Below are 18486 nucleotides of genomic sequence, written 5' to 3'. Positions count from 1 at the left end.
GTTGGCTGGTGTATGCAGCTTGCTAAACACCATCTGCTGCAAGTAACGGCAAGAAATCAGGAATGTTTGGTGCCTGGGTTTGCGGTAACCTTCCGAAGCAGGTGGCGTTCAAACTAGCTCCCCTCACCGGCGACTTTTATAAGGTCGCCTCTATCACTTACCCGTATGCAGCATCAACATAAGCTGGAAGAGGTATTGAACACGCCTCAAAAGAAGTTGGCCTTCTTTCAGAACCTAGTACTGGTAGCGGCCGCCGATGGCCAGCTGGACGAAGACGAAAGCCAGTTTCTGCTTGAAATTGGCAACCGGCTGGGGCTTACCGCCAAGGAGGTGCAGCCCATTGCCGATAACCTGTCGGTGCTCAGCTTTGTAGTGCCCTCCGAGGGGTTGCAACGCACCCTGGAGCTCCAGACCCTGGTGCAGATGATGCTACAGGATGGCCAGATTGACCCGCGCGAATACGGCCTGTGCATGGAATACGCCAACCGCATCGGGTACAGCAAGGAAATACTTGATGATATGGTTAGTCAGCTGGCTGGCGCTGGGCCCGTCGTGAACCGCAACCCGCCCACGGTGAGCTAGCCAGTAGGCAGCCATCAGAGCATACCAAAGCCTGGCACTTTTCCTGGAAGGGAAAAGGCCAGGCTTTCGTGTTGAGTGGGGCTAGGTGCGTAGCTTATTCTCCAGCCACGAGCGAGTTTCTGGGCCGCTCTGCTGTTCTACAATCTGCAAAAACTCTTCCGTAGTGGCTGCTTTGGCAGCGGCGGTTTTCGTCAGGATTTGAAAAAAAGGTTGGTCGCCTAGCCGCTGGTGCAGCTCATAGAGAATGATGGTTCCCTTGTCGTAGATCACCGACCTCCTGGTTTGATAATCGTACTTCGTAAGCTCAAAGCCTAGTATAGGCCCAGGGGCCAAAGCAGCCGATTTCTGCCGCTTTACAAGTTGCTTCCGGAAGCTGGCTGTATCGCCCACTGCCTGCAAGTAAAGCAAGCCCGAGTAGCTAGCAAAGGCCTCATTCAGCCAGTTGTTGTAGGTATCCCAGGCCCCGTAGCCCCACCACTTGTGGCTGATTTCGTGCGCCAGAATCATCAGGTCTTCCGGGTCCTGCTCCGTATTGAAGTTGAGGTAGGCAATTACAGCGGCGTTATCCAAAAGCCCCGAAGCAGAGCGGTTGAGACTAGGCAGCAGCAATGTAAAGCGTGTAATGGGGGCTTTGCTGCCGAAGGTCTGGTTCTGATGCCGGATAATGTTCTCAGCGTTTTCCAGTAATTTCCTGTCCAGCGCATTCATCGGGCGATTCGCTTTTACTAGGCTAACCTGCGGCCCTTTGCCTTCCGAAGACAGGGTAGTAAACCTACGGGCTGCTATTCCACCGATTTCGATATTGGGTGCGGTACCTGTGAAGGTATAACGGCCCGGAGCGGAGCGGCGAGGCAACTGCGTGCTCACCACGTGGTACACCTCTGGCACCAGCACTACCAACTGGTAATCTACCAACTCATACTCTTTGTGCAGGATGTTAGGCAGCCAGCCAGCCTGCGCAGTAAAGTCAACCACACTATCGGCGTAAAAGCGGCTGGGTAGCGTGCCGCTATACGCCACCGTTAGGCGCTGGCGAGGCTTGGCAGTGGCAAACTGAATGGCCAGCTGTTGCAGGGTGTCTTGTTGAAATATATCAAAGAAACGGCTGGAGCGGTAGCTGAGTACCTGAGGGCCTATTACCTGCGCCACCTGAAACGTTTTGTTCACATACAGTACCAGGCTACCCGGCGTGGCAGAAGCAGCATCGAGGGTATAGCGGCAGGAAAAGGAATGCGTGTCAGGCTGAATAGTTACTTCGACTTTTACCTTGTTTCGGGCTTGGCAGGGGAATAGGGTTGCCAGTACAAACAGGCCTAGTAGCAGGATAGACTTCATGAGAATAAGCACATAAAGTTGCTAAGCTATTGTATTTGGGTCTATATAAGATAACTACTACAGTTAATACAGCCTTAGCCGTACAGCGTCCGTGCAGGCTGTCAGCTATTCAGTAGGGGACCAAAGCGCCAGAAAAGCGTTAGGGGCTGCTACAGCCAGAAACTAGGGTAGCAGCCCCAGCTTGCTAGCTTGCTACTTCAGGTAAAGCCTCGGCATGGGTAGTAGCCTGGTAGGAGTCGGCGTACTTAAAATCATCCAGCCAATAAGCCGAGCTTACTACCTCGTATATGGCCAGCGTTTCCTCTTGCTTCACCAAGTGCAGCTGCCAGATGATGTTCGGGGCTTCGGGGAAGCTAGTACCCTCCAGCTGCTCGTGAAACAGGCGTTTTAACAGCGTATTGTCGGGCATGCCCTGGGCCAGCAGGCGCAGGAGCGGAGCTTCCGGCTGGTTCTGGAAAATCAGAAGGTCTTCCGCGGTTTCGGCTGTGAGCTGCACCTGAAACTGCACTGCTTCGGCCCTCGGGAACTTCCCGTTGTAGGCAGTGTAGAGCAACTGTGTTGCTTTAAAAAAGCCCTCGTGCTGGCTGAGTTCGGGGTTTTCTTCCCACAGCTTCTCCGTCAGCATCTGGTGGGCTAGGTTTTCGATCTGGCCCGTTGTGAGCTGGTCTTCAAACAAGTACTCCAGCACTACCTGCGCCGCCTCGGTAGGCTCCAGGTCGGTGAGGGCCATGTGGCACATGGTTTTCAGTTCGTCGGGGGGTAGTGCTTCGGGGTTGTCGTAGCCGGTTTTGAGCAGCAGGGCGTTGTAATCAGCGGCCTGCCAGGCATTAGGCAGTTCCGAAAGCGTATCGAAGGTGAGGCGTTCTACGGTGAAGTGATGCATGAGTGCAAATACAGGGTGTCGCCGCTAGGGCGAAGCGCAGGAGAAACCCGCACCGGTTGGGTTTACGGCGCTTACCCAGAAGCAACCGGTTATTTCAGCTAAATAGCTTTGCCGGTGGCCTGGCAGTACTACTAGGGTAACCCCACCCAAGCAACTGCCGGACCCGCCTGCATCATGGTGAAGAGCAGGCAGGTCCGGCAGTACAGAAAAGCAAAGGAATAAGCGTTACGGAATCAGGCGGTCGGCGCGGAGCTGCTCAAACAAGTCGAAGAACGAGTCTTCCGTAGACTGATACTCGCGGAAACCGAGCTTTCGGCTCTTTGCCATATCGGTCATCACTTCAATGGGCCGGCCCAGGTCTAGGTCGGTGTGCCAGGCGGAGGCTAGGCGCGCTAGGTTGGGCTCGGCTAGGTTATGGCGTTCGGCAATTTCGCGCCACACCGGGCCGTCGTGGGCTATTTCAGCTTCCAATGGGTGAATCGTGCCATCGAATCCTACGGCCTCCACGCCAAACCAATCGGCCAGCCGGCCCCACAGCCAACTCCAACGGAACACGTCACCGTTCACGATGTTGTACGCCTCATTCCGGGCGGCTTCGGTGGTAGCGGCCCAGATGAGCTGCTTGGCAATGATGCGGGCATCGGTTACGTCGGAAAGGCCATTCCACTGCGCTTCTGAGCCTGGCCACCGGAACGGCCGACCGGTTTCCTTGCAGATGGTAGCGTACACAGCCAGCGTGGTACCCAGGTTCATCTGGTTGCCTACGGCCTTCCCGATAATGGTATGCGGCCGGTGCACGCTCCAGGAAAATCCGTCGCGGGCCGCGGCGGCATACACCTCATCCTCCTGAGCGTAGTAGAAGTTTTCGATGTTGAGGCGTGGATGCTCCTCGCGCAGGGGCGTAAGCGGCAGGAATCCTTCTTTGGCGTACGCCTCAAATGGCCCGAGGTAGTGCTTCAGGCCCGTAACCAGGGCCACATGCTGCACTGAGCCCTTGGCAGAAAGCGCATTCAATAAGTTGCGGACCATGCCGGCATTTACCCGAATGTTCTCGGCCTCCGTGTCATTGCGCATCCAGCTGGTGATGAACACATGGGTAGGCTGAATATCGGCTAAGGCTGTTTGCAGGCTGGCTGGGTCAAGCAAATCGGCCGCTACGGGCTGCAGGCCGCTGATATTGGTGCCGGGGTTGCGGGCCAGGCCGTACGTGGTCCAACTGTTGAATAGCAGCTCACGGGCCAGGTTGCTGCCAATGATGCCGCTTGAGCCAACTACTAGGGCTATCTGAGTCATAAAGTGAAAGGCTGATGGAAGGTTCTAGGGGTACTTGCTACGGCAAGCGTAGTGTAGGACCCTTACGTGACACGCGTCAGCAAGGCCAGAAAAGGCTAGCAACTCACGTGGCGGAAGCTGCTAGAACAGATAAAACCGCATTTTGTAACGCACCACATAGCACCGTGCTAACCAACAGCGGTTTACCGCTTCTGCAAGTACAGCAAGGTAGACTGGTTGGATGGCCCGTATTTGTCGTTGATCAGGAAATACCCGCCCTTGTAGCCCGCAATTCCTTCCCAGTTGTAGGTCATGTATTCCTTGGGAAGCTCAAACAACGGTTTCCAGCGTAGTTTCTTGCGCGTATACTTCACGCTGATTAGCCGGCAATAATTCTGGTAATCGGCTCCGTTTCGGATAAATCGAGTATCCGGGGCAGATGGCGAGGTACGGTACACACTGTCTTCGGCGCCATTGTAGAAATAGTTAATGGCCGTAAAACGGTTCTTGCCATCCGGCACTATATCTGTCACGCGGAAAGGCAACCGAGCTACGGGCACATAGCGCGGAACGTCGGTTGTGGCCGCTGCCTGGGGTAGCAGAAAGGCGTAGTTATCGTGCGTGAAGTAGTTGTATTCAAAGAGCAGCAGCAGGTTGTTGTCGTAGCTCGTGATACCCTCAAAGCCGGCGTTGTGCACGTGGGTGCCGTTGGTGAGAGCCGGTTTGGCCAGCGGAACCAGGTAGTGCGTATCCATTCTGATGATTCCTTGGGCGTCATCTACTACCCCTTTCAGCACATAGCAGTAAGGCGAAGGCGTGGTGGTTTCGATGGAAAAGTAGGCGGTACTGCCCAGCATTGTCAGGCCTTCCAGTCCTTCGTACACCTGCCCCAGGCTATCAAGTCGTGCCCTGAGCTTGTCGAGGTCCTGAATGACGTATTTCCTATACCCCAGCTCCTGCGCTGGCTTCTTTGCTACCTGGGCATCAATACCGGGTAGGTCAATAGCATACACCTTGGCCTCGGCGCCCTCCTGCAAGCGGCTCTCAGCTAATAGCAGCAGCGTATTGTTGTAGATGTGCAACCCCGAAAACTGATTGTTGCGGTCCGCAATTTCCTTCGGCAGTCGGATGGTCTGGATGCTAAACGGAGGTTTCTGGGCGTAGGTGGCGAGGCTACAGCTCAGCAGGGCAGCCAGGAGAAAATGTTTCATCGGGCAGAAGGCAAGAATACGGCTCAAAGGTAGCCCCTGTGGCTTTCCTGCTACTCAGTAAAAGACCGTTTTACCTTATCCCAGCTCAATTCGTTTCGGCGCCATCCTGAAATAACCGCATGTTGCAGGATAGTAGCAGGCAGGGTTTTGCCTTGCACTACTGGTAGTCTTTCTGTTGTAGCTTCTGCTGAGTTTTCAACGCCTTCCGCTTCGATTCAGGAATCAACAGGAATCGTTGCTGGATATACCCATTTAAACGTGGGAATCCAGCTTCCGGCAACGATACTTGGCACCAGCCATCGGCCTGTATCCCCGCTAAATCCACAGTACTACCTTCATTAACTGTCCCAATAACGTGAGAAGCTCGCGCGGTATCAGTAGCCATTGTATAGACGGGCACGTTTTTTCCAGTTACCGATACTGGATGCAGGGTTGGGCCTATCATATAGTTAACCCATAGTGTAAGACATATATGGATAAATAAAATCCAGATAGCCAGTTGCATCCAGTTTACACGCCACTTGCCATCACGATGTGCTATCGGAGTAATTGTAAAACCCATCTGTCGTTAAAGAAGATATGAGTTTCAAAGGTAGGCAGGCTACAGGATAGATGTACCTCACGCCGCTGTATCGCCTACCTCGTCCTCGTCGTCCACCATTATCCGGGCCAGCTTCTCGATGTTGAGGCTACGGGCGGAGGCGTCGAAGATTTCGCGGTAAGTGCCGCGCAGGTCATAGAGCTCTTCGTGGGTGCCGCTTTCCACCATCCGGCCCTGCTTCATCACAAAAATGCAGTCGGAATCTACAATCTGGGCTAGGCTGTGGGAGATGATGACCACCGTACGGCCCTTCTTAATGGCATCGAGGGAGTTCTTGATTTGCTCGGTGGCAATGGCGTCGAGAGAAGCCGTGGGCTCATCGAGGAAGATGATGGGTGGGTTTTTCAGGAACAGCCGGGCAATGGCAATGCGCTGCTGCTGCCCGCCCGAAAGCTGTTGGGCATCCGATTCGTAGCCTTTTGGGAGCTCCAGTATCTGTTCATGCAAGTAGGCTTGCTTGGCGGCATATTGAATTTGCTCTAGCGTGGCGTCCATCACGCCGTAGCGGATATTTTCTTCAATGGTGCCCTTGAAAATGTGGTTCTTCTGGAGCACTAGCCCAATTTTCTGTCGCAGGGCATGGGTGTTGTAGTTGACTAGCGGCTTGCCATCGAGGAGCATCTTGCCATGGTCGGGCTCATAGAATTTGCACAGCAGGTTAATGATGGTGCTTTTGCCGGCCCCGCTCAGGCCCACCAGCGCCGTGGTTTTGCCGGCCTCAATAGTCAGGCACACATCGTGCAGGGCCTGGGTACCGCTTGGGTAGGTAAAGTCAACGTTGCAGATGTCGAAGGTGCCTTTTAAGTTGTCGGGTAAGAGCTGGCCGGTGGGCTCCACGGCATCCTCGGCGTCCAGGATATCGAAGAAGCCCTCGGAGTAGGTAAGGGCGTCGTTCATTTCGTCGTAGATGCGGTGCAGCTGGCGGATAGGGGCCGATACGTTGTTGAACAGCAGAATATGGAACATAATGGCCCCGATACTAATCTGCCGGTCGAGCACCAAGTAGGCTGTCAGAATGATGATCAGTACCACCCCAATTTGCTCGGTAAAGGTCTTGAGGCCGTCGTAGAGGAAGTTGGTTTTGCGCGTCTGGAGCTGGGCTTCCTGCAGGTTTTGCTGTACGCGGGCCTGCTTTTGCTCCTCATAGTCTTCGCGCACAAAGCTTTTGATGACCACTGCCGAGTCAATCAGGTTCACAAGGCCCTGGCTTTTGGCCTCGCGCAGGCCCCGCAACGCCCGGCGTGTGCCGTTGAGCTTATCGGCCTGGCGGTAGCTCAGCCAGAAGTACACCGGCAGCACCGCTACGGCCACCAGCCCCACGTAGAGGTTGGCCATGAACATAATCACCAGCGCCACAATGGAGTTGGCAAACAGCGGCAGAATGTCAATGAAGAAGTTCTGCACCAGCTTCATAAGGCTTTCCACACCCCGGTCAATGCGCGTTTGGAGCTTGCCGGTTTGGTTGCCGCTGTCGGAGTAGAAGCCGAGCTGGTAGCTAAGCACCTTGTGCACCGCATCCTGAGAAAGCGTGCTCGATACGTTGATGCGGATTTTTTCGCCGTAGAACTTCTGCCCGAACTGGATGCCGGTATTGATGATTTCCTTGCCTAGTAGCAGGGCGCTTACCAGCAGCAGCAGATCAGCGCCCTCTGCTAGGCCCTGGTTGCGGTCCAACATGCTCTGCACCGTGTCAACGGTATAGCGCAGCACAAACGGATTTACCTGCGCCGCCAATGAGCCTACCAGGGTAAGCAGCAGTGTAGCCACCACCAGCCCCCGGTAGGGCAGCACATACGGATATAGGCGCTTAATTATTTCCCAGAGGCTCATCGGGTCGTGCGGGGCTAGGTGAGGAGTAGCCGATTAGACGAGCTTCAAGGGGTAGGGGTTATTCGGAAGGAATAATACAGTACTTCACCATTCTTCCCGGATATACTCACCAGTATCACCTGTTACTTGAATCTTTTATAGTAATGGCAGATTCATTGGGCTTCGCAGAACGTCATGCAGAGCGCAGCGAAGCATCTCGCTCGGATTATTGAACTGGTTTAACAACGTCAGCACGCAAGATGCTTCGCTGCGCTCTGCATGACGTTCTATTATGAGAAGCCAGTATTAACCAGCCCATGTGCTCAAGTCGATTGGCGCCCAAGTGGGGTTCAGGCTGCTAATTAGGTCCTCTTTCTTGGCGCGGCTCCACCCTTTGATTTCCTTCTCTCTGCTAATGGCCTGAGCTGCAGTTGAACATGTTTCAAAATACACAAGCACATTACACTGATAGCGACCGGTAAATTTGCCCCAGCTACCCAACTGTTGGCTGTGCTAAGATAAGCGCCGTTCCAAGTTGTTGGTTACGCCCGTGTATAGCACTGTATGGGTAGGGTTTGAGAGCAGATACAGGTACATGAAACAGAAAAAGTTGCTGCCATGAGTTCGTTGTGCACTGCTAACTTCGCAGAAGGAGTCTGATCGGTTGCGGGCGAGCTGCTCCGGTTTCGCCTGGACATAGAGCTAGTGAATTACCCCTTCCGCTCCGTTTTGCGCAGGAACTTGATCAGGGCCGGGAAGTAGTGCTTGGGGTCGTCCCACATAGCGTAGTGCGAGCCTTCGGGGCAGATGTATTTCTGGCAGTTCGGAATCTGCTTCTGCATGTACTCAATATCGGCGGTCGGGATAAAGTCGTGCTGGGAGCCGATAACCAGGGTTGGCGGCTTGATGGAGGCTAGGCGGTCAGAGAAATCCCAGGCCAGCATAAACGGCATGAAATAGCCGGCGTAGGTGCGCGTAATGTGGGCTTGGCTGCGGGTAAAGGTGGCAGGCTCCTGGGGCAGGCGCATCATGTGGAGTTGCCGAAACTCCTTCATTACGTCGGGCGTGATGTACGGCGAGAGAGCCTTAAGTCCCATCGTATCGAGGCCTGCTATAACCTTGCCTTCCGTGGCTGCCCGGCGCCCGATAATGGCGGCGTATTGGCTGAAGCGGTGCTTGTTGAACACGGTAGCCTTATAGCCGATATCCGAGGTGATGAGCCCCTTCAGGTGCTGCGGATATTTGGCGGCATATTCCAGGGCCAGCATGCCGCCCCACGAGTGCCCGAGTAGGTAAAAATTATCTAGCCCGAGGCCTTGGCGCACCTGCTCCACTTCCTCCACAAACCGGTTGATTTCCCAGACACTCTTGTCGTCGGTTTTATCCGAGTAGTAGGAGTTGAGCTGGTCGTAGTAATAGATTTCGACGCCTTCCTTGGCCAAGTGCTCCGGAAAGTTCTCGAAGTACTCGTGCGTGTTGCCAGGGCCGCCGTGGAGCAGCAGCAGCTTGATTTTCCCCTGCCCAATTTTCTGGGTCCAGACTTTATACTTGCCGTCGATGGAAATCATTTTCACGCCAGGAGCCTGCAGTTTGGCTGTGTAGCTGCTGTCGGGGGCGGGTGTTTGGGCGAGGGCGAGAAATGGTAGCAGCAGCCATAGGCCGCTAAATACTAGGTAGCGAAACGACACAAACCGTCGATAAAGAATGAAGAGTATTTTCCTAGAGCACCAGTTGGCTGGCTGACTGCCCGAAGATGCATAAAGTTTTGAAGGTAGTAACCAGGCGCATAAGCTGGCCATGTGCGCTTGATTCAGGAAGTAAGCCCCAACTACAAGAGGTTTGAACCCATATAAGGGCTAGTGCCACTAGGCGGCCATGAAGTCTTCCATGGCTTGCAGGGTTTCAGTGGGCGCGCTAATGTGCGGGCAGTGGCCGGACACGGGCAGGGTAATAAGTGTAGCATCCGGAATGGCGGCCTTCAAGTATTCTCCAACTTCGGGCGGTGCTATAATATCTTCGGCGCACTGCACCAGCAGGCAAGGCGTTTTCACCTGCTTCACATCCGTCCGGTTATCCGCCAGAAACGTGACGCGGGCAAACTGCTTGGCAATGGTAGGGTCATTCTGGCAGAAGCTGTGGATCAGCTCCGTGGCCAACGTAGGCCGGTCGGGGTTGCCCATGATAAGCTGCGCGAAGGAATCGGCCCAGCCCACATAATCCTGCTCCATAAACGCCAGCATGGCATCAATATCGTCGCGGTCGAAGCCGCCTCGGTAGTCGGCATCGTTGAGGTAGCACGGCGACGGGCACAACAGCAGCAACTGCTCAAAGTGCTCAGGCTCTTTAATTGCGGCCAGAACGCCAATCATGGCGCCTACGGAGTGACCCACCAGAATGGTTTGTTTCAGGTCAAGGAAGTGACAGATGTCAAGCAAATCTTGTGCATAGCCATCAAGCGTGGCGTACTTCGCGGGGTTGTAGGCCGAGGCATCGGAAAGCCCCGCGCCCACGTGGTCAAACAGCACCAGCCGGAAGTGCTGCGAGAAGGCCGGGATGATGTAGCGCCACAAGGTTTGGTCGCAGCCAAAGCCATTGACAAACAACAAGGTGCGGGACCCTTGACCTACTATCCTCACGTTATTGCGCTTAATCACATTTATCATGGCCGGGGGATAATGGGAGCATGGATAATATATACCATAATTCACTAAATAAGTCAAATATTTATCAAAATAGGATATGTTCCTGCTTTGGGAAGTCGTCAGTAACCCGCAGCGCTAGGGGCTAAAAGCTTCCATGCTGCGTCTGTAGGCCACAAATAAGCGTTAGGAGGCCTTTACATATTACTTGGACCTAGTGGCCTAACCGGGAAAGAAAACGAGCCGCTACTTCTGGGAGGTTTGCCTGCGAGGAAGGGCTAGTATTACATTTTAAGCTGAACCTAACTATGGTGGCGCAACGCCGCGCTAACTTCAGGTACTTTATCTTCCTAAGCATCTTCATTCCAACCAATCCTTGCATGAATACACTCCGACTTCTCGCGCTGGCCAGTGGCCTCGTGGTTGCTGCGCCGGCACTTGCCCAACAGGGCACCAAAGCCGACCCCGCTATGCTGGCCAAAATCAAGGACGAAGGCCTGAACCGCTCCAAAGTAATGGAAACGGCTTTTTACCTGACGGATGTGTGCGGTCCGCGCCTGGCTAATTCCGATGGCCTGAACCGCGCCAACCAATGGACGCAGAAGCAGCTCACGAGCTGGGGCCTCACCAAAGCTGCTATTGAGCCCTGGGGCACGTTCGGCCGGGGCTGGGATATCGAGAAGTCGTATGTGGCCATGACGGCGCCGTATTACCACACGCTCATTGGCGCTCCTAAAGCCTGGACGCCGAGCACCAATGGCGCCCTCAAAAAGCAGGTAGTTGTGGTGAAAGTCACTACGGAAGCCGATCTGGACAAATACAAAGGCCAGCTACGCGACAAAATTGTGCTGATGGATGTGGTCAACCCACCCAAACCCAGCTTCGAGCCCGATGCCAAACGCTACACCGACGACGAGCTGAAGAAAATGGCCGACTACAAGCCGGAAGCTACGGCGGCTCAGCCCAATGCTGTCGAAATGGAGCAGCGCATGGCCGCTCGCCGCACCATGCTGGCCCTGCGCACCAAAATGTCAGAAATGCTAATGAGCGAAGGCGCAGCGGCTATTCTGAGCACCACTCGCGGCGGTTCCGATGGCACTTTCTTCACCAGCAACGGTGCGCCCTACGCCTCCGATGCCAAGCCCGTGCTTCCCGAGCTGGAAATGGCTCCCGAAGACCAGCTGCGCCTCATTCGCCTCTCCGAAGCGGGCATTCCGGTAGAAATTGAGTTGGAGTCTCGCACCCGTTTTCAGGACAAAGACCTGAAGGGCTACAACGTGGTAGCCGAAATTCCGGGCACTGATAAGAAGCTGAAAAGTGAAGTAGTAATGCTGGGCGGCCACCTCGATTCGTGGCACGCCGCTACGGGCGCTACGGATAACGCGGCTGGTTGCGCCATCATGATGGAAGCCGTTCGGATACTGAAGGCTGCGGGCGTGCAGCCGCGCCGCACCATCCGGATTGCGTTGTGGGGCGAAGAGGAGCAGGGCCTGTTTGGCTCGCGTAACTACGTGAAAAACCACTTCGCTGACCCCGCTACCATGAAGGTGTTGCCTGAGCACGAAAAGCTGGCCGCCTACTTCAACCTTGATAACGGCGCCGGCAAAATCCGGGGTATTTATGCGCAGGGCAACGAAGCCGTGGTCCCCATCTTCCAGGAGTGGTTGGCGCCCTTCGCCGACCTAGGCGCTACCACCGTAACGCTGCGCAACACCGGCGGCACCGACCACCTCTCGTTTGATGCCGTGGGCCTGCCGGGCTTTCAGTTCATTCAGGACCCTTTAGACTACGGCACGCGCACCCACCACACCAACATGGACACCTACGAGCGCCTGCCCGCCGACGATCTTAAGCAGGCTTCAGTGCTCGTCGCCTCGTTTGTATACCAGGCGGCCATGCGCGACCAAAAGCTGCCCCGCAAACCACTGCCCGCTGCCAAGCCTGAGCAGCGCATGTAGTGTTTTGCTAGATACGTAAACCATGAAAAGGCCCCGCTACGGTAGCGGGGCCTTTTTTGTGCACTAAGGGCTAGTACTCTTAGTTTACCAGCAGTTTTTGTACTGACTTAGTTGTCGAGTTGGTTACTTGAATAAGATACACGCCGCTTTTCAAGTGCAGGTCTTTCTCTACTTTCAGCTCGGGACCAAAAGCGGTGGTGTTCCATACCTGCTTGCCATTCACATCCAGGATTTCAACTTGAGAAGGGCTGGCGAGGTTCTGGTTGGGCAGCTCAATAAACAATGCCTCACCAGCCTTGTAGGGGTTTGGGAAAACGCCCAAATCCTTACGGTGCAGGGGTTTGGTTGTAGCCGTAACGGTAGCGGTTTTGGCACTGGCGGGCGGCGTAATCCTGATCCAGTTCAGATTCCAGCCGCCGGTTTGGGCAAACACGCCAAAGTTGTAGGTGCCGGCATTGATGTACACGCTCCGGGAAACGGTGGTCCAGTTTTGCCAGCCACCGGTAGCCGGAATGGTCGTATTGCCGAGCTGTACTGCGCCGGCATTCAAGTCAGAGGAAAGGGTGCCGCCGCTAGGGCTGGCCACACGGTACTCCAGCGTGTAAGTGCCAGAAACGGGGAAGTTTACGTTGTTGTACGCCATCCAGTCGCCGGCATCAATATAGCCTACGTTTTGGCCCCCACCGGTGTCGGTGGTGGTTTCTAGCTGCACGCCGTTCATGGCACTGTAGCTTTCGGCCTGAATGAGGGTAGCAGTAGGAGCAGGCGTGGTGGTACCTGATTTCTGATACACCCGCACATAGTCGACGTACATGGTAGCAGGCAATTTGCTTTCATCCACGGTCTGGCCCGGCCAGTTACCAGCCACAGCCAGGTTCAAGAGAAGGAAAAAGGGCCGCTGAAACTCCTCAGTGCCGCCAGTACCGTTGGTGATGTTGATTTCATGGTACTTGGTGCCATCTACAAACCACCGGATGTAGGTGGGCTCCCACTCCACGGTATACACGTGGTAGGCATCGGGCGTGGTGATAATGTTGCCGCCGTATTCGGCGTGGCCGTTGCTGTCCCAATGTACCGTGCCGTACACCTTGTTTTCGGAATTGATGTGCTCCATCACGTCAATTTCGCCGCAGGCAGGCCAGCTCACCGTGTTGATGTTGCTGCCGAGCATCCAGAAAGCCGGCCACAGGCCCTGGCCCAGGGGCAACTTCATGCGGGCCTCAATCTTGCCGAATTTAAACTCCTTTGTGCCCTGCGTTTTCATGCGCGAGGAGGTGTAGGGCATGCCGCCTACGGTTTCCTTTTTGGCTGTAATCTGCAGGATGCCGTTGGCTACCGTAGCGTTGGCGCGCTGGTAATACTGCTTTTCGTTGTTGCCCCAGCCGCCACCGCCGGTTTCAAACACCCAACTGGAGCTAATGCCATTCGTGAATTCATCGGCCCAGACTTGCTGGTAGGTTTGGGCTTGGGCGGGAGCGGTGCCTAGCAGCCATAGCGTGGCTGCTCCCAGCAGGGAGGTAAAAGTTCGTTTCATTGGTTGTGGGTTTTGGTGGACAGAAGAGCAGCAGGGTGATGCCGGGGCTTTGCGCTAGCGAGGGGGCTAGCAAAGCCGAGCCGGCAACTCCACTTTCAGCCTGATGCAAAGCGTTACTACCATGCTAACAGTGCCAAAGCGGAGTGCTAAGTATCCGTGATTTTTCTGCCAATGCAAGCCCCTCTGTAGTGCCCAAATCGCGCCTTTAGCCGTCGCTATACGCTTACCTCACATCCAAGTAAACGCATTATATATTGCTTTTGCGGCTCCCCCGCAGGCCTTGCCTAACCCTAGTGCATCAGTTAAAAAACAACTGAAAAACCAGCCAATTGCCAAAGTTTTTTACCCTGGCACGTGAAGCCGGCTGTGGCCAAATGAAACGGCCAGCTCCGTACCACGCAGGGTGGACGGAGCCGGCCAGGGTTTGCCCTCTCCAGAAGGCTAGTAAAACAGCAAAAGCACCTTGTTTAACAAGGCATCCAGTGGTCGATGCGGATTAGTTTGCCTTTGTCGAAAAACAGAAGCCATGCATCATCAGCAGGCGTTTTGCCGGTGGCCAGGCGCACGGCCCGCACCTTGCCAAAGCCATCTACCGTCACGGCGTTTTGGGCCTTTACAGCCAATGGAAATAGTTTAGAAAGCTCCGCCATGGTGGTGTTGTGCGTGAGCGTGATGCTGGGCGTGTGCAGTGCTAGGCCGGGATTGTGCCGGAAGTCGATGGACTCCAGCACGGCCGTGTCGCCGTACACTTCCGCCAAGCTTTGTTTGAAATGAGCGTACTGAAACTTCCGGCTGTAGAAGGAGGTGCATACCTCATTCAGGTTAGGGCTTACTAGGCTATCGGGTTGGCCTAATGCCTGGTATAGGTCTTGCGTTTTGCCAAGCAAGGGCTGCTTGCCGCCAATAGTTACCGTGTTCCACTCCAGGTACTCGTCGTTCTCCTCGGCCGCGGCCGCCGCTTTGCGCTGGGCTTTCTCTATCCGTGCTGCTCTGTTGACCAGCTCATCCTCTTGTTTGGTGTTCGCCTCTTGACACGCGCCAAGCAGTAGAGAGCAGCACAAAGCTCCTAGAAAACTCATGGGGTAGTAATTGTGTGATACCATTGAAATCGTACTGAGTCCGAATCTAGCGTGGTGGCCCGTACCTATCACCAGGTTTACTGCTGGTAGAAAGGCAGCTGTACACGCCAAGCTTATGTTAGAAGTTGAAGCTTCGATGGCCATAGCGAATAGCCAACGCCAGCCCAAAGCCAAGCAACGTATGAACCACAATGGCACCTAGTACGGCAACCAGCCGCTTAAGGCCATATTCATCATGCCCTAGGTGGAGCACTTGTAGCGTCAGGTACAGATGCGCACAAAGCACCAATAGGTTACAGATGAAGTACCGCCAGAAATACTGCCAGTTCCGGAGCAGGTGCACACTTACCAGCCACAACAGCGGCGAAGTCATAATCAGGACTAATAAGATATCATGCATACTGTATGGCAGAGCGCTAGCTTAGCTGTTGCTTGAACAACTTCAGCGTTCGGCTCCAGGCCAGTTGGGCGGCTTCGGCGTTGTAGCGGGCCGGCGAGGAGTCGTTGTTAAAGGCATGGTTTACACCTTCATATACATACTGTTCATACTGGATGCCTGCGGCTTTAAGGGCGGTTTCGTAGGCGCCTTTACCCGCATTCACGCGTTCATCAAGGCCGGCGTAGTGGAGCAGTAGCCTGGCTTTGATATTCGGAACGTCTTCGGGGGGCGGCTGGGTGCCGTAGTAGGCCACGGCGGCGTTCAGCTGTGCATCGTGGGTAGCGAGGCTGTTGGCCATGGCACCGCCCCAGCAGAAGCCCACGCAACCGGTTTTGCCATTGGAGTCGGGGCGCTGGCGCAGGTAGCGCAGGGCCGCTAAGTAGTTGTTCAGGTTCTGCTGCTTATCGAGCTTGCCGATGAGCGTGCGGCCTTCGTCTTCATTGGCCGGGGTGCCCCCAAACACCGACAGCGCATCAACCCCCAGCGCCAGGTAGCCGGCTTGCCCCACACGGCGGGTTATATCTTTAATGTGCGGCGTAAGGCCCCGGTTTTCGTGGATGACCACCACGGCCCCGCGCTTTTTCTTGCCCTTGGGGTGCACTAGGTAACCTTTCATCGTGATGCCTGCCTCGCCCGCCCAGGTAACTTCTTCGGTTACCAGATCCTGCTTATCAACGGGAACAGTAGCGGCAGTAGCGTAGCCGGGCTCTAGCGCCGCCAGGGCAGCGGCGGCGAGGGCCGTGCCGCCGGCCAGCTTCAGCAGCCGATCCAGAAACTCCTTGCGCGAAAGCGGGGCGTGGGTGTACTCATCGAAGAGGTTGATAATGCGCTGGTCCATAGGTCAAGATTATTATTTGTCCTCCAGATTTTCCGGCTGGTAGAAGCCTGGTCGTCAGATGGGTGCGGGGCTGTTGCCCATTGCTGGGCTGTGCTCGGTGTGTTCAGGAGTCGGGCTAGTGAAAGCGCAGCAGTGACACCCGAAACAGTTGTTCAGTAGAGCAACGCTTCAGGCCGCCAAAGCACCTAGTCGGCAGGCTTCGGCGGCCAACAGGGGCTAGGCTATTCCTCTTCTCTGTTCACGGTGGCCGGGCTGAATGCCGGCACACAGATAGACCAGTACTCGCACTCGGCATCAAACGGGTTAGAGTAGCGCACCCGGGCGCCAGCCTTAATAAGCAACGACTCGCCGGCGCCCAGTTCAACTAGGTCGCCATCTACCTCAAACCGTTTGCGGCCGCGCACCACAATCGTTACCTCGTCAAACTCGGGGCGCTGGTGCGGTTCGCTCCAGTGGGGCGGGGCCACCATGTGCGCCACGCTATACTCGCTGGTGCCGGTGCTGGCCTGCCCAATGTGCTCTTCGATGAGCTTGCCATCCGTGGTAGGAACAATAAAAGGGTTTTGCTGGCGGAAATATCGTTTTTCAGACATCAGAAGAAGGAGTAGAGGGTGATGATGAGTGGGGTTACGGGCTTTGAAGGGGGTAATAGCACACGCTATCCTTAAAGGCCTGAACCCAGGCAGGGTTTACTTACACTCGCCCTTCACGAAACTAGTTACGCCGGCATTGGTGGCCTGGCAGGCGTTGCCGTACACTTTGCCGTCGCAGCCGCACACGGGGACATATTGCATGGTGCACATGGCATCCTTCCGGATCTTGCTGGCATCAATGCATGGCTTTTGGGCCGTGGGAGGGGTAGCCTGTTGGCAGGCCGCTAGCAACAGGGGCAGCGTTCCGAGCAGAAAAGCTTTTTTCATCATGGAAAACAGGGAAAGGAGCAAGATAAGGCAACTACTAGCTGTCAAAATACGGCAACCCGCACCGAATACGTGGAAGTGGCAGAATATTTTAGTTCGCTAATTTTTACTTTCGTACAAAACCCGGGCCGCACGCCTTCGTATAGCTGCCCATATCCGGGGCCCACTGCTCACCTTAGAAGGAGCCAGCTGGTTGCGCCGGGTACCAAGTACCGAACTCATTGAACCCTATTTTTTTCATTCCTTCTCTCCCCAAGAATTATGTCATACCACGAAGAAGACAACTCCGGAAAAATCCTTCTCGCTGCTTTGGCCGGTGCTGGCGCTGGTATCATTGCGGGCCTGCTGATGGCTCCTGATAAAGGCAAAGCTACCCGCGAAAAGCTGGGCTCGGCTGCTACTAAGTACAGCGGCCAGCTGGGCGAGCAGCTCTCTAAATATGGCGAAGACCTCGACTCGAAGTTCAAAGGCTATATCGAGAAGCTGGAAGATATGGGCATCACGCCTCCCGGCTCTAAACTGAAACTGAAAGGTGACTGGAACGAGTCGAAAGGCAAGCTGAAGCAGCAGTATGCGCAGCTCACCGACGAAGACTTGGAGTACGCTGAAGGCCAGGGCGACGAGCTCGTAGGCCGCCTGCAGAACAAGCTCGGCAAAGCCAAGCACGAAGTAGTTAAAATGCTGAACGACCTGTAAGCTACTTCCAGCTTACTTTTTAAATCCCCTGCCTTCCTTGAAGGCAGGGGATTTTTGTTGTCCTGCGGTTGGGCTTACTTCGCTACCTAGGTGCCTCAAGTATCCAAACAACTCTATACTTTTCGCGTTACCTACTAGCCCGGTGCGCAGCCGGTTGGTTCTACTCTCACCCTAACTTGTTCCGTCACATGCAAGACACGAAAGGCAAAGTAATTCTCTCGCTGCTGGCTGGCGCCACGGCTGGTATTGTAGCAGGCCTGCTGCTGGCGCCTGAGACCGGCGACGAAACCCGCTCGAACCTCAAAAAGTCAGCATCGAAATGGGGCGACGGGCTGAATAAGCTGCTGAAAGAAGGCCAGGCCCGCCTAGGCTCTCTGAAAGCCGAAGCCCCACTTTCCGACCAGCTGCACACCAACCGCTCAGCGGCCGACAGCCTGCTGAATTCCCTCAGCGACTCCGCCTACGAAGTGTCGACTAGCTCCGACGTGGATTCGGACTACGATGGAATGGGCGGCGACACCCGTCATTTCCCAGGGTACAAAGCCTGAGAAATTTTTTCGCAAATTGTGTAACCTCCTCACTAGGCCGCCGTTAAAGAATATACAATCGGCTTGTAAGAAGGTTGGAGAAGTTGTAGCAAGTAAAATTGCCGACGCGTTGAGCTTCTGATAGGATCTGGTCAAACAACCC

At 55.0% G+C, this 18486-nt stretch carries 18 protein-coding genes and 1 pseudogene; 4 read left to right on the top strand and 15 right to left on the bottom strand.

Going from position 1 to position 18486, the window contains the following annotated elements; translation table 11 throughout:
- Nucleotides 1-165: 165 nt before the first annotated feature.
- Nucleotides 166-582: a tellurite resistance TerB family protein gene (locus ACYVHC_RS05880; protein WP_460612733.1), complete on the top strand. Its 417-nt coding sequence runs from the start codon at nucleotides 166-168 to the stop codon at nucleotides 580-582.
- 81 nt (nucleotides 583-663) lie between these two features.
- Here ACYVHC_RS05880 and ACYVHC_RS05875 read toward each other — a convergent pair whose 3' ends face one another.
- The 9 genes and pseudogenes from ACYVHC_RS05875 to ACYVHC_RS05835 form a co-directional block, all read right to left on the bottom strand.
- Complete coding sequence (locus tag ACYVHC_RS05875) at nucleotides 664-1917, bottom strand: M1 family aminopeptidase (protein ID WP_460612732.1); 1254 nt, start codon at nucleotides 1915-1917, stop codon at nucleotides 664-666.
- Between the two features lie 184 nt (nucleotides 1918-2101).
- A complete protein-coding gene (locus ACYVHC_RS05870; protein WP_460612731.1) occupies nucleotides 2102-2800 on the bottom strand; it encodes a hypothetical protein in 699 nt (232 codons plus the stop codon).
- Nucleotides 2801-3025: 225 nt separating this feature from the next.
- Nucleotides 3026-4093, bottom strand: coding sequence for an SDR family oxidoreductase (locus tag ACYVHC_RS05865; protein WP_460612730.1), 1068 nt, complete (start codon nucleotides 4091-4093; stop codon nucleotides 3026-3028).
- A gap of 182 nt (nucleotides 4094-4275) precedes the next feature.
- Nucleotides 4276-5283, bottom strand: coding sequence for a hypothetical protein (locus ACYVHC_RS05860; RefSeq protein WP_460612729.1), 1008 nt, complete (start codon nucleotides 5281-5283; stop codon nucleotides 4276-4278).
- 157 nt (nucleotides 5284-5440) lie between these two features.
- Nucleotides 5441-5845, bottom strand: a complete 405-nt coding sequence (locus tag ACYVHC_RS05855) for an SH3 domain-containing protein (protein WP_460612728.1) — start codon at nucleotides 5843-5845, stop codon at nucleotides 5441-5443.
- A 57-nt stretch (nucleotides 5846-5902) separates the two neighbouring features.
- Nucleotides 5903-7714 carry an ABC transporter ATP-binding protein gene (locus tag ACYVHC_RS05850; RefSeq protein ID WP_460612727.1) on the bottom strand — a complete coding sequence of 604 codons (1812 nt, stop codon included), beginning with the start codon at nucleotides 7712-7714 and terminating at the stop codon, nucleotides 5903-5905.
- Nucleotides 7715-7999: 285 nt separating this feature from the next.
- Nucleotides 8000-8290, bottom strand: a pseudogene (locus tag ACYVHC_RS05845) (GIY-YIG nuclease family protein).
- A 113-nt stretch (nucleotides 8291-8403) separates the two neighbouring features.
- Complete coding sequence (locus ACYVHC_RS05840; protein ID WP_460612726.1) at nucleotides 8404-9381, bottom strand: alpha/beta hydrolase family protein; 978 nt, start codon at nucleotides 9379-9381, stop codon at nucleotides 8404-8406.
- Nucleotides 9382-9558: 177 nt separating this feature from the next.
- Nucleotides 9559-10356 carry an alpha/beta fold hydrolase gene (locus tag ACYVHC_RS05835; RefSeq protein ID WP_460612725.1) on the bottom strand — a complete coding sequence of 266 codons (798 nt, stop codon included), beginning with the start codon at nucleotides 10354-10356 and terminating at the stop codon, nucleotides 9559-9561.
- A gap of 356 nt (nucleotides 10357-10712) precedes the next feature.
- Here ACYVHC_RS05835 and ACYVHC_RS05830 point away from each other — a divergent pair, with 356 nt between their 5' ends.
- Nucleotides 10713-12290 (top strand): M28 family metallopeptidase, encoded by a 1578-nt coding sequence (locus ACYVHC_RS05830; protein ID WP_460612724.1) that lies wholly within the window; start codon nucleotides 10713-10715, stop codon nucleotides 12288-12290.
- A 79-nt stretch (nucleotides 12291-12369) separates the two neighbouring features.
- Here ACYVHC_RS05830 and ACYVHC_RS05825 read toward each other — a convergent pair whose 3' ends face one another.
- The 6 genes from ACYVHC_RS05825 to ACYVHC_RS05800 all read right to left on the bottom strand — a co-directional run bounded on the left by ACYVHC_RS05825 (nucleotide 12370) and on the right by ACYVHC_RS05800 (nucleotide 17103).
- Nucleotides 12370-13824, bottom strand: coding sequence for a carbohydrate-binding protein (locus ACYVHC_RS05825; protein ID WP_460612723.1), 1455 nt, complete (start codon nucleotides 13822-13824; stop codon nucleotides 12370-12372).
- Between the two features lie 467 nt (nucleotides 13825-14291).
- Nucleotides 14292-14903, bottom strand: coding sequence for a hypothetical protein (locus ACYVHC_RS05820; protein WP_460612722.1), 612 nt, complete (start codon nucleotides 14901-14903; stop codon nucleotides 14292-14294).
- A gap of 118 nt (nucleotides 14904-15021) precedes the next feature.
- On the bottom strand, nucleotides 15022-15303 hold the full coding sequence (locus tag ACYVHC_RS05815) for a hypothetical protein (protein WP_460612721.1): 282 nt from the start codon (nucleotides 15301-15303) through the stop codon (nucleotides 15022-15024).
- 16 nt (nucleotides 15304-15319) lie between these two features.
- A complete protein-coding gene (locus tag ACYVHC_RS05810; RefSeq protein ID WP_460612720.1) occupies nucleotides 15320-16180 on the bottom strand; it encodes a dienelactone hydrolase family protein in 861 nt (286 codons plus the stop codon).
- 221 nt (nucleotides 16181-16401) lie between these two features.
- Entirely contained in the window at nucleotides 16402-16773 is a 372-nt protein-coding gene (locus tag ACYVHC_RS05805; RefSeq protein ID WP_460612719.1) for a cupin domain-containing protein, read from the bottom strand.
- A gap of 96 nt (nucleotides 16774-16869) precedes the next feature.
- Nucleotides 16870-17103, bottom strand: a complete 234-nt coding sequence (locus ACYVHC_RS05800) for a Kazal-type serine protease inhibitor family protein (RefSeq protein ID WP_460612718.1) — start codon at nucleotides 17101-17103, stop codon at nucleotides 16870-16872.
- Between the two features lie 258 nt (nucleotides 17104-17361).
- Between ACYVHC_RS05800 and ACYVHC_RS05795 the strand changes: the two genes are divergently transcribed.
- Together ACYVHC_RS05795 and ACYVHC_RS05790 are read left to right on the top strand one after the other, a co-directional pair.
- Nucleotides 17362-17796, top strand: coding sequence for a CsbD family protein (locus ACYVHC_RS05795; RefSeq protein WP_460612717.1), 435 nt, complete (start codon nucleotides 17362-17364; stop codon nucleotides 17794-17796).
- 188 nt (nucleotides 17797-17984) lie between these two features.
- On the top strand, nucleotides 17985-18344 hold the full coding sequence (locus tag ACYVHC_RS05790) for a YtxH domain-containing protein (RefSeq protein WP_460612716.1): 360 nt from the start codon (nucleotides 17985-17987) through the stop codon (nucleotides 18342-18344).
- The last annotated feature ends 142 nt before the right edge of the window (nucleotides 18345-18486 follow it).

This window comes from Hymenobacter seoulensis (genome assembly GCF_054780535.1).
Note: the sequence above shows the minus strand (reverse complement) of the source record. Positions and strands in the feature narration are given on the sequence as shown.

Coding starts and splice junctions, on each gene's coding strand:
- ACYVHC_RS05880 (WP_460612733.1), top strand. CDS start 166: ATGCAGCATCAACATAAGCTGGAAGAGGTATTGAACACGCCTCAAAAG.
- ACYVHC_RS05875 (WP_460612732.1), bottom strand. CDS start 1,917: ATGAAGTCTATCCTGCTACTAGGCCTGTTTGTACTGGCAACCCTATTC.
- ACYVHC_RS05870 (WP_460612731.1), bottom strand. CDS start 2,800: ATGCATCACTTCACCGTAGAACGCCTCACCTTCGATACGCTTTCGGAA.
- ACYVHC_RS05865 (WP_460612730.1), bottom strand. CDS start 4,093: ATGACTCAGATAGCCCTAGTAGTTGGCTCAAGCGGCATCATTGGCAGC.
- ACYVHC_RS05860 (WP_460612729.1), bottom strand. CDS start 5,283: ATGAAACATTTTCTCCTGGCTGCCCTGCTGAGCTGTAGCCTCGCCACC.
- ACYVHC_RS05855 (WP_460612728.1), bottom strand. CDS start 5,845: ATGGGTTTTACAATTACTCCGATAGCACATCGTGATGGCAAGTGGCGT.
- ACYVHC_RS05850 (WP_460612727.1), bottom strand. CDS start 7,714: ATGAGCCTCTGGGAAATAATTAAGCGCCTATATCCGTATGTGCTGCCC.
- ACYVHC_RS05835 (WP_460612725.1), bottom strand. CDS start 10,356: ATGATAAATGTGATTAAGCGCAATAACGTGAGGATAGTAGGTCAAGGG.
- ACYVHC_RS05830 (WP_460612724.1), top strand. CDS start 10,713: ATGAATACACTCCGACTTCTCGCGCTGGCCAGTGGCCTCGTGGTTGCT.
- ACYVHC_RS05825 (WP_460612723.1), bottom strand. CDS start 13,824: ATGAAACGAACTTTTACCTCCCTGCTGGGAGCAGCCACGCTATGGCTG.
- ACYVHC_RS05820 (WP_460612722.1), bottom strand. CDS start 14,903: ATGAGTTTTCTAGGAGCTTTGTGCTGCTCTCTACTGCTTGGCGCGTGT.
- ACYVHC_RS05815 (WP_460612721.1), bottom strand. CDS start 15,303: ATGCATGATATCTTATTAGTCCTGATTATGACTTCGCCGCTGTTGTGG.
- ACYVHC_RS05810 (WP_460612720.1), bottom strand. CDS start 16,180: ATGGACCAGCGCATTATCAACCTCTTCGATGAGTACACCCACGCCCCG.
- ACYVHC_RS05805 (WP_460612719.1), bottom strand. CDS start 16,773: ATGTCTGAAAAACGATATTTCCGCCAGCAAAACCCTTTTATTGTTCCT.
- ACYVHC_RS05800 (WP_460612718.1), bottom strand. CDS start 17,103: ATGATGAAAAAAGCTTTTCTGCTCGGAACGCTGCCCCTGTTGCTAGCG.
- ACYVHC_RS05795 (WP_460612717.1), top strand. CDS start 17,362: ATGTCATACCACGAAGAAGACAACTCCGGAAAAATCCTTCTCGCTGCT.
- ACYVHC_RS05790 (WP_460612716.1), top strand. CDS start 17,985: ATGCAAGACACGAAAGGCAAAGTAATTCTCTCGCTGCTGGCTGGCGCC.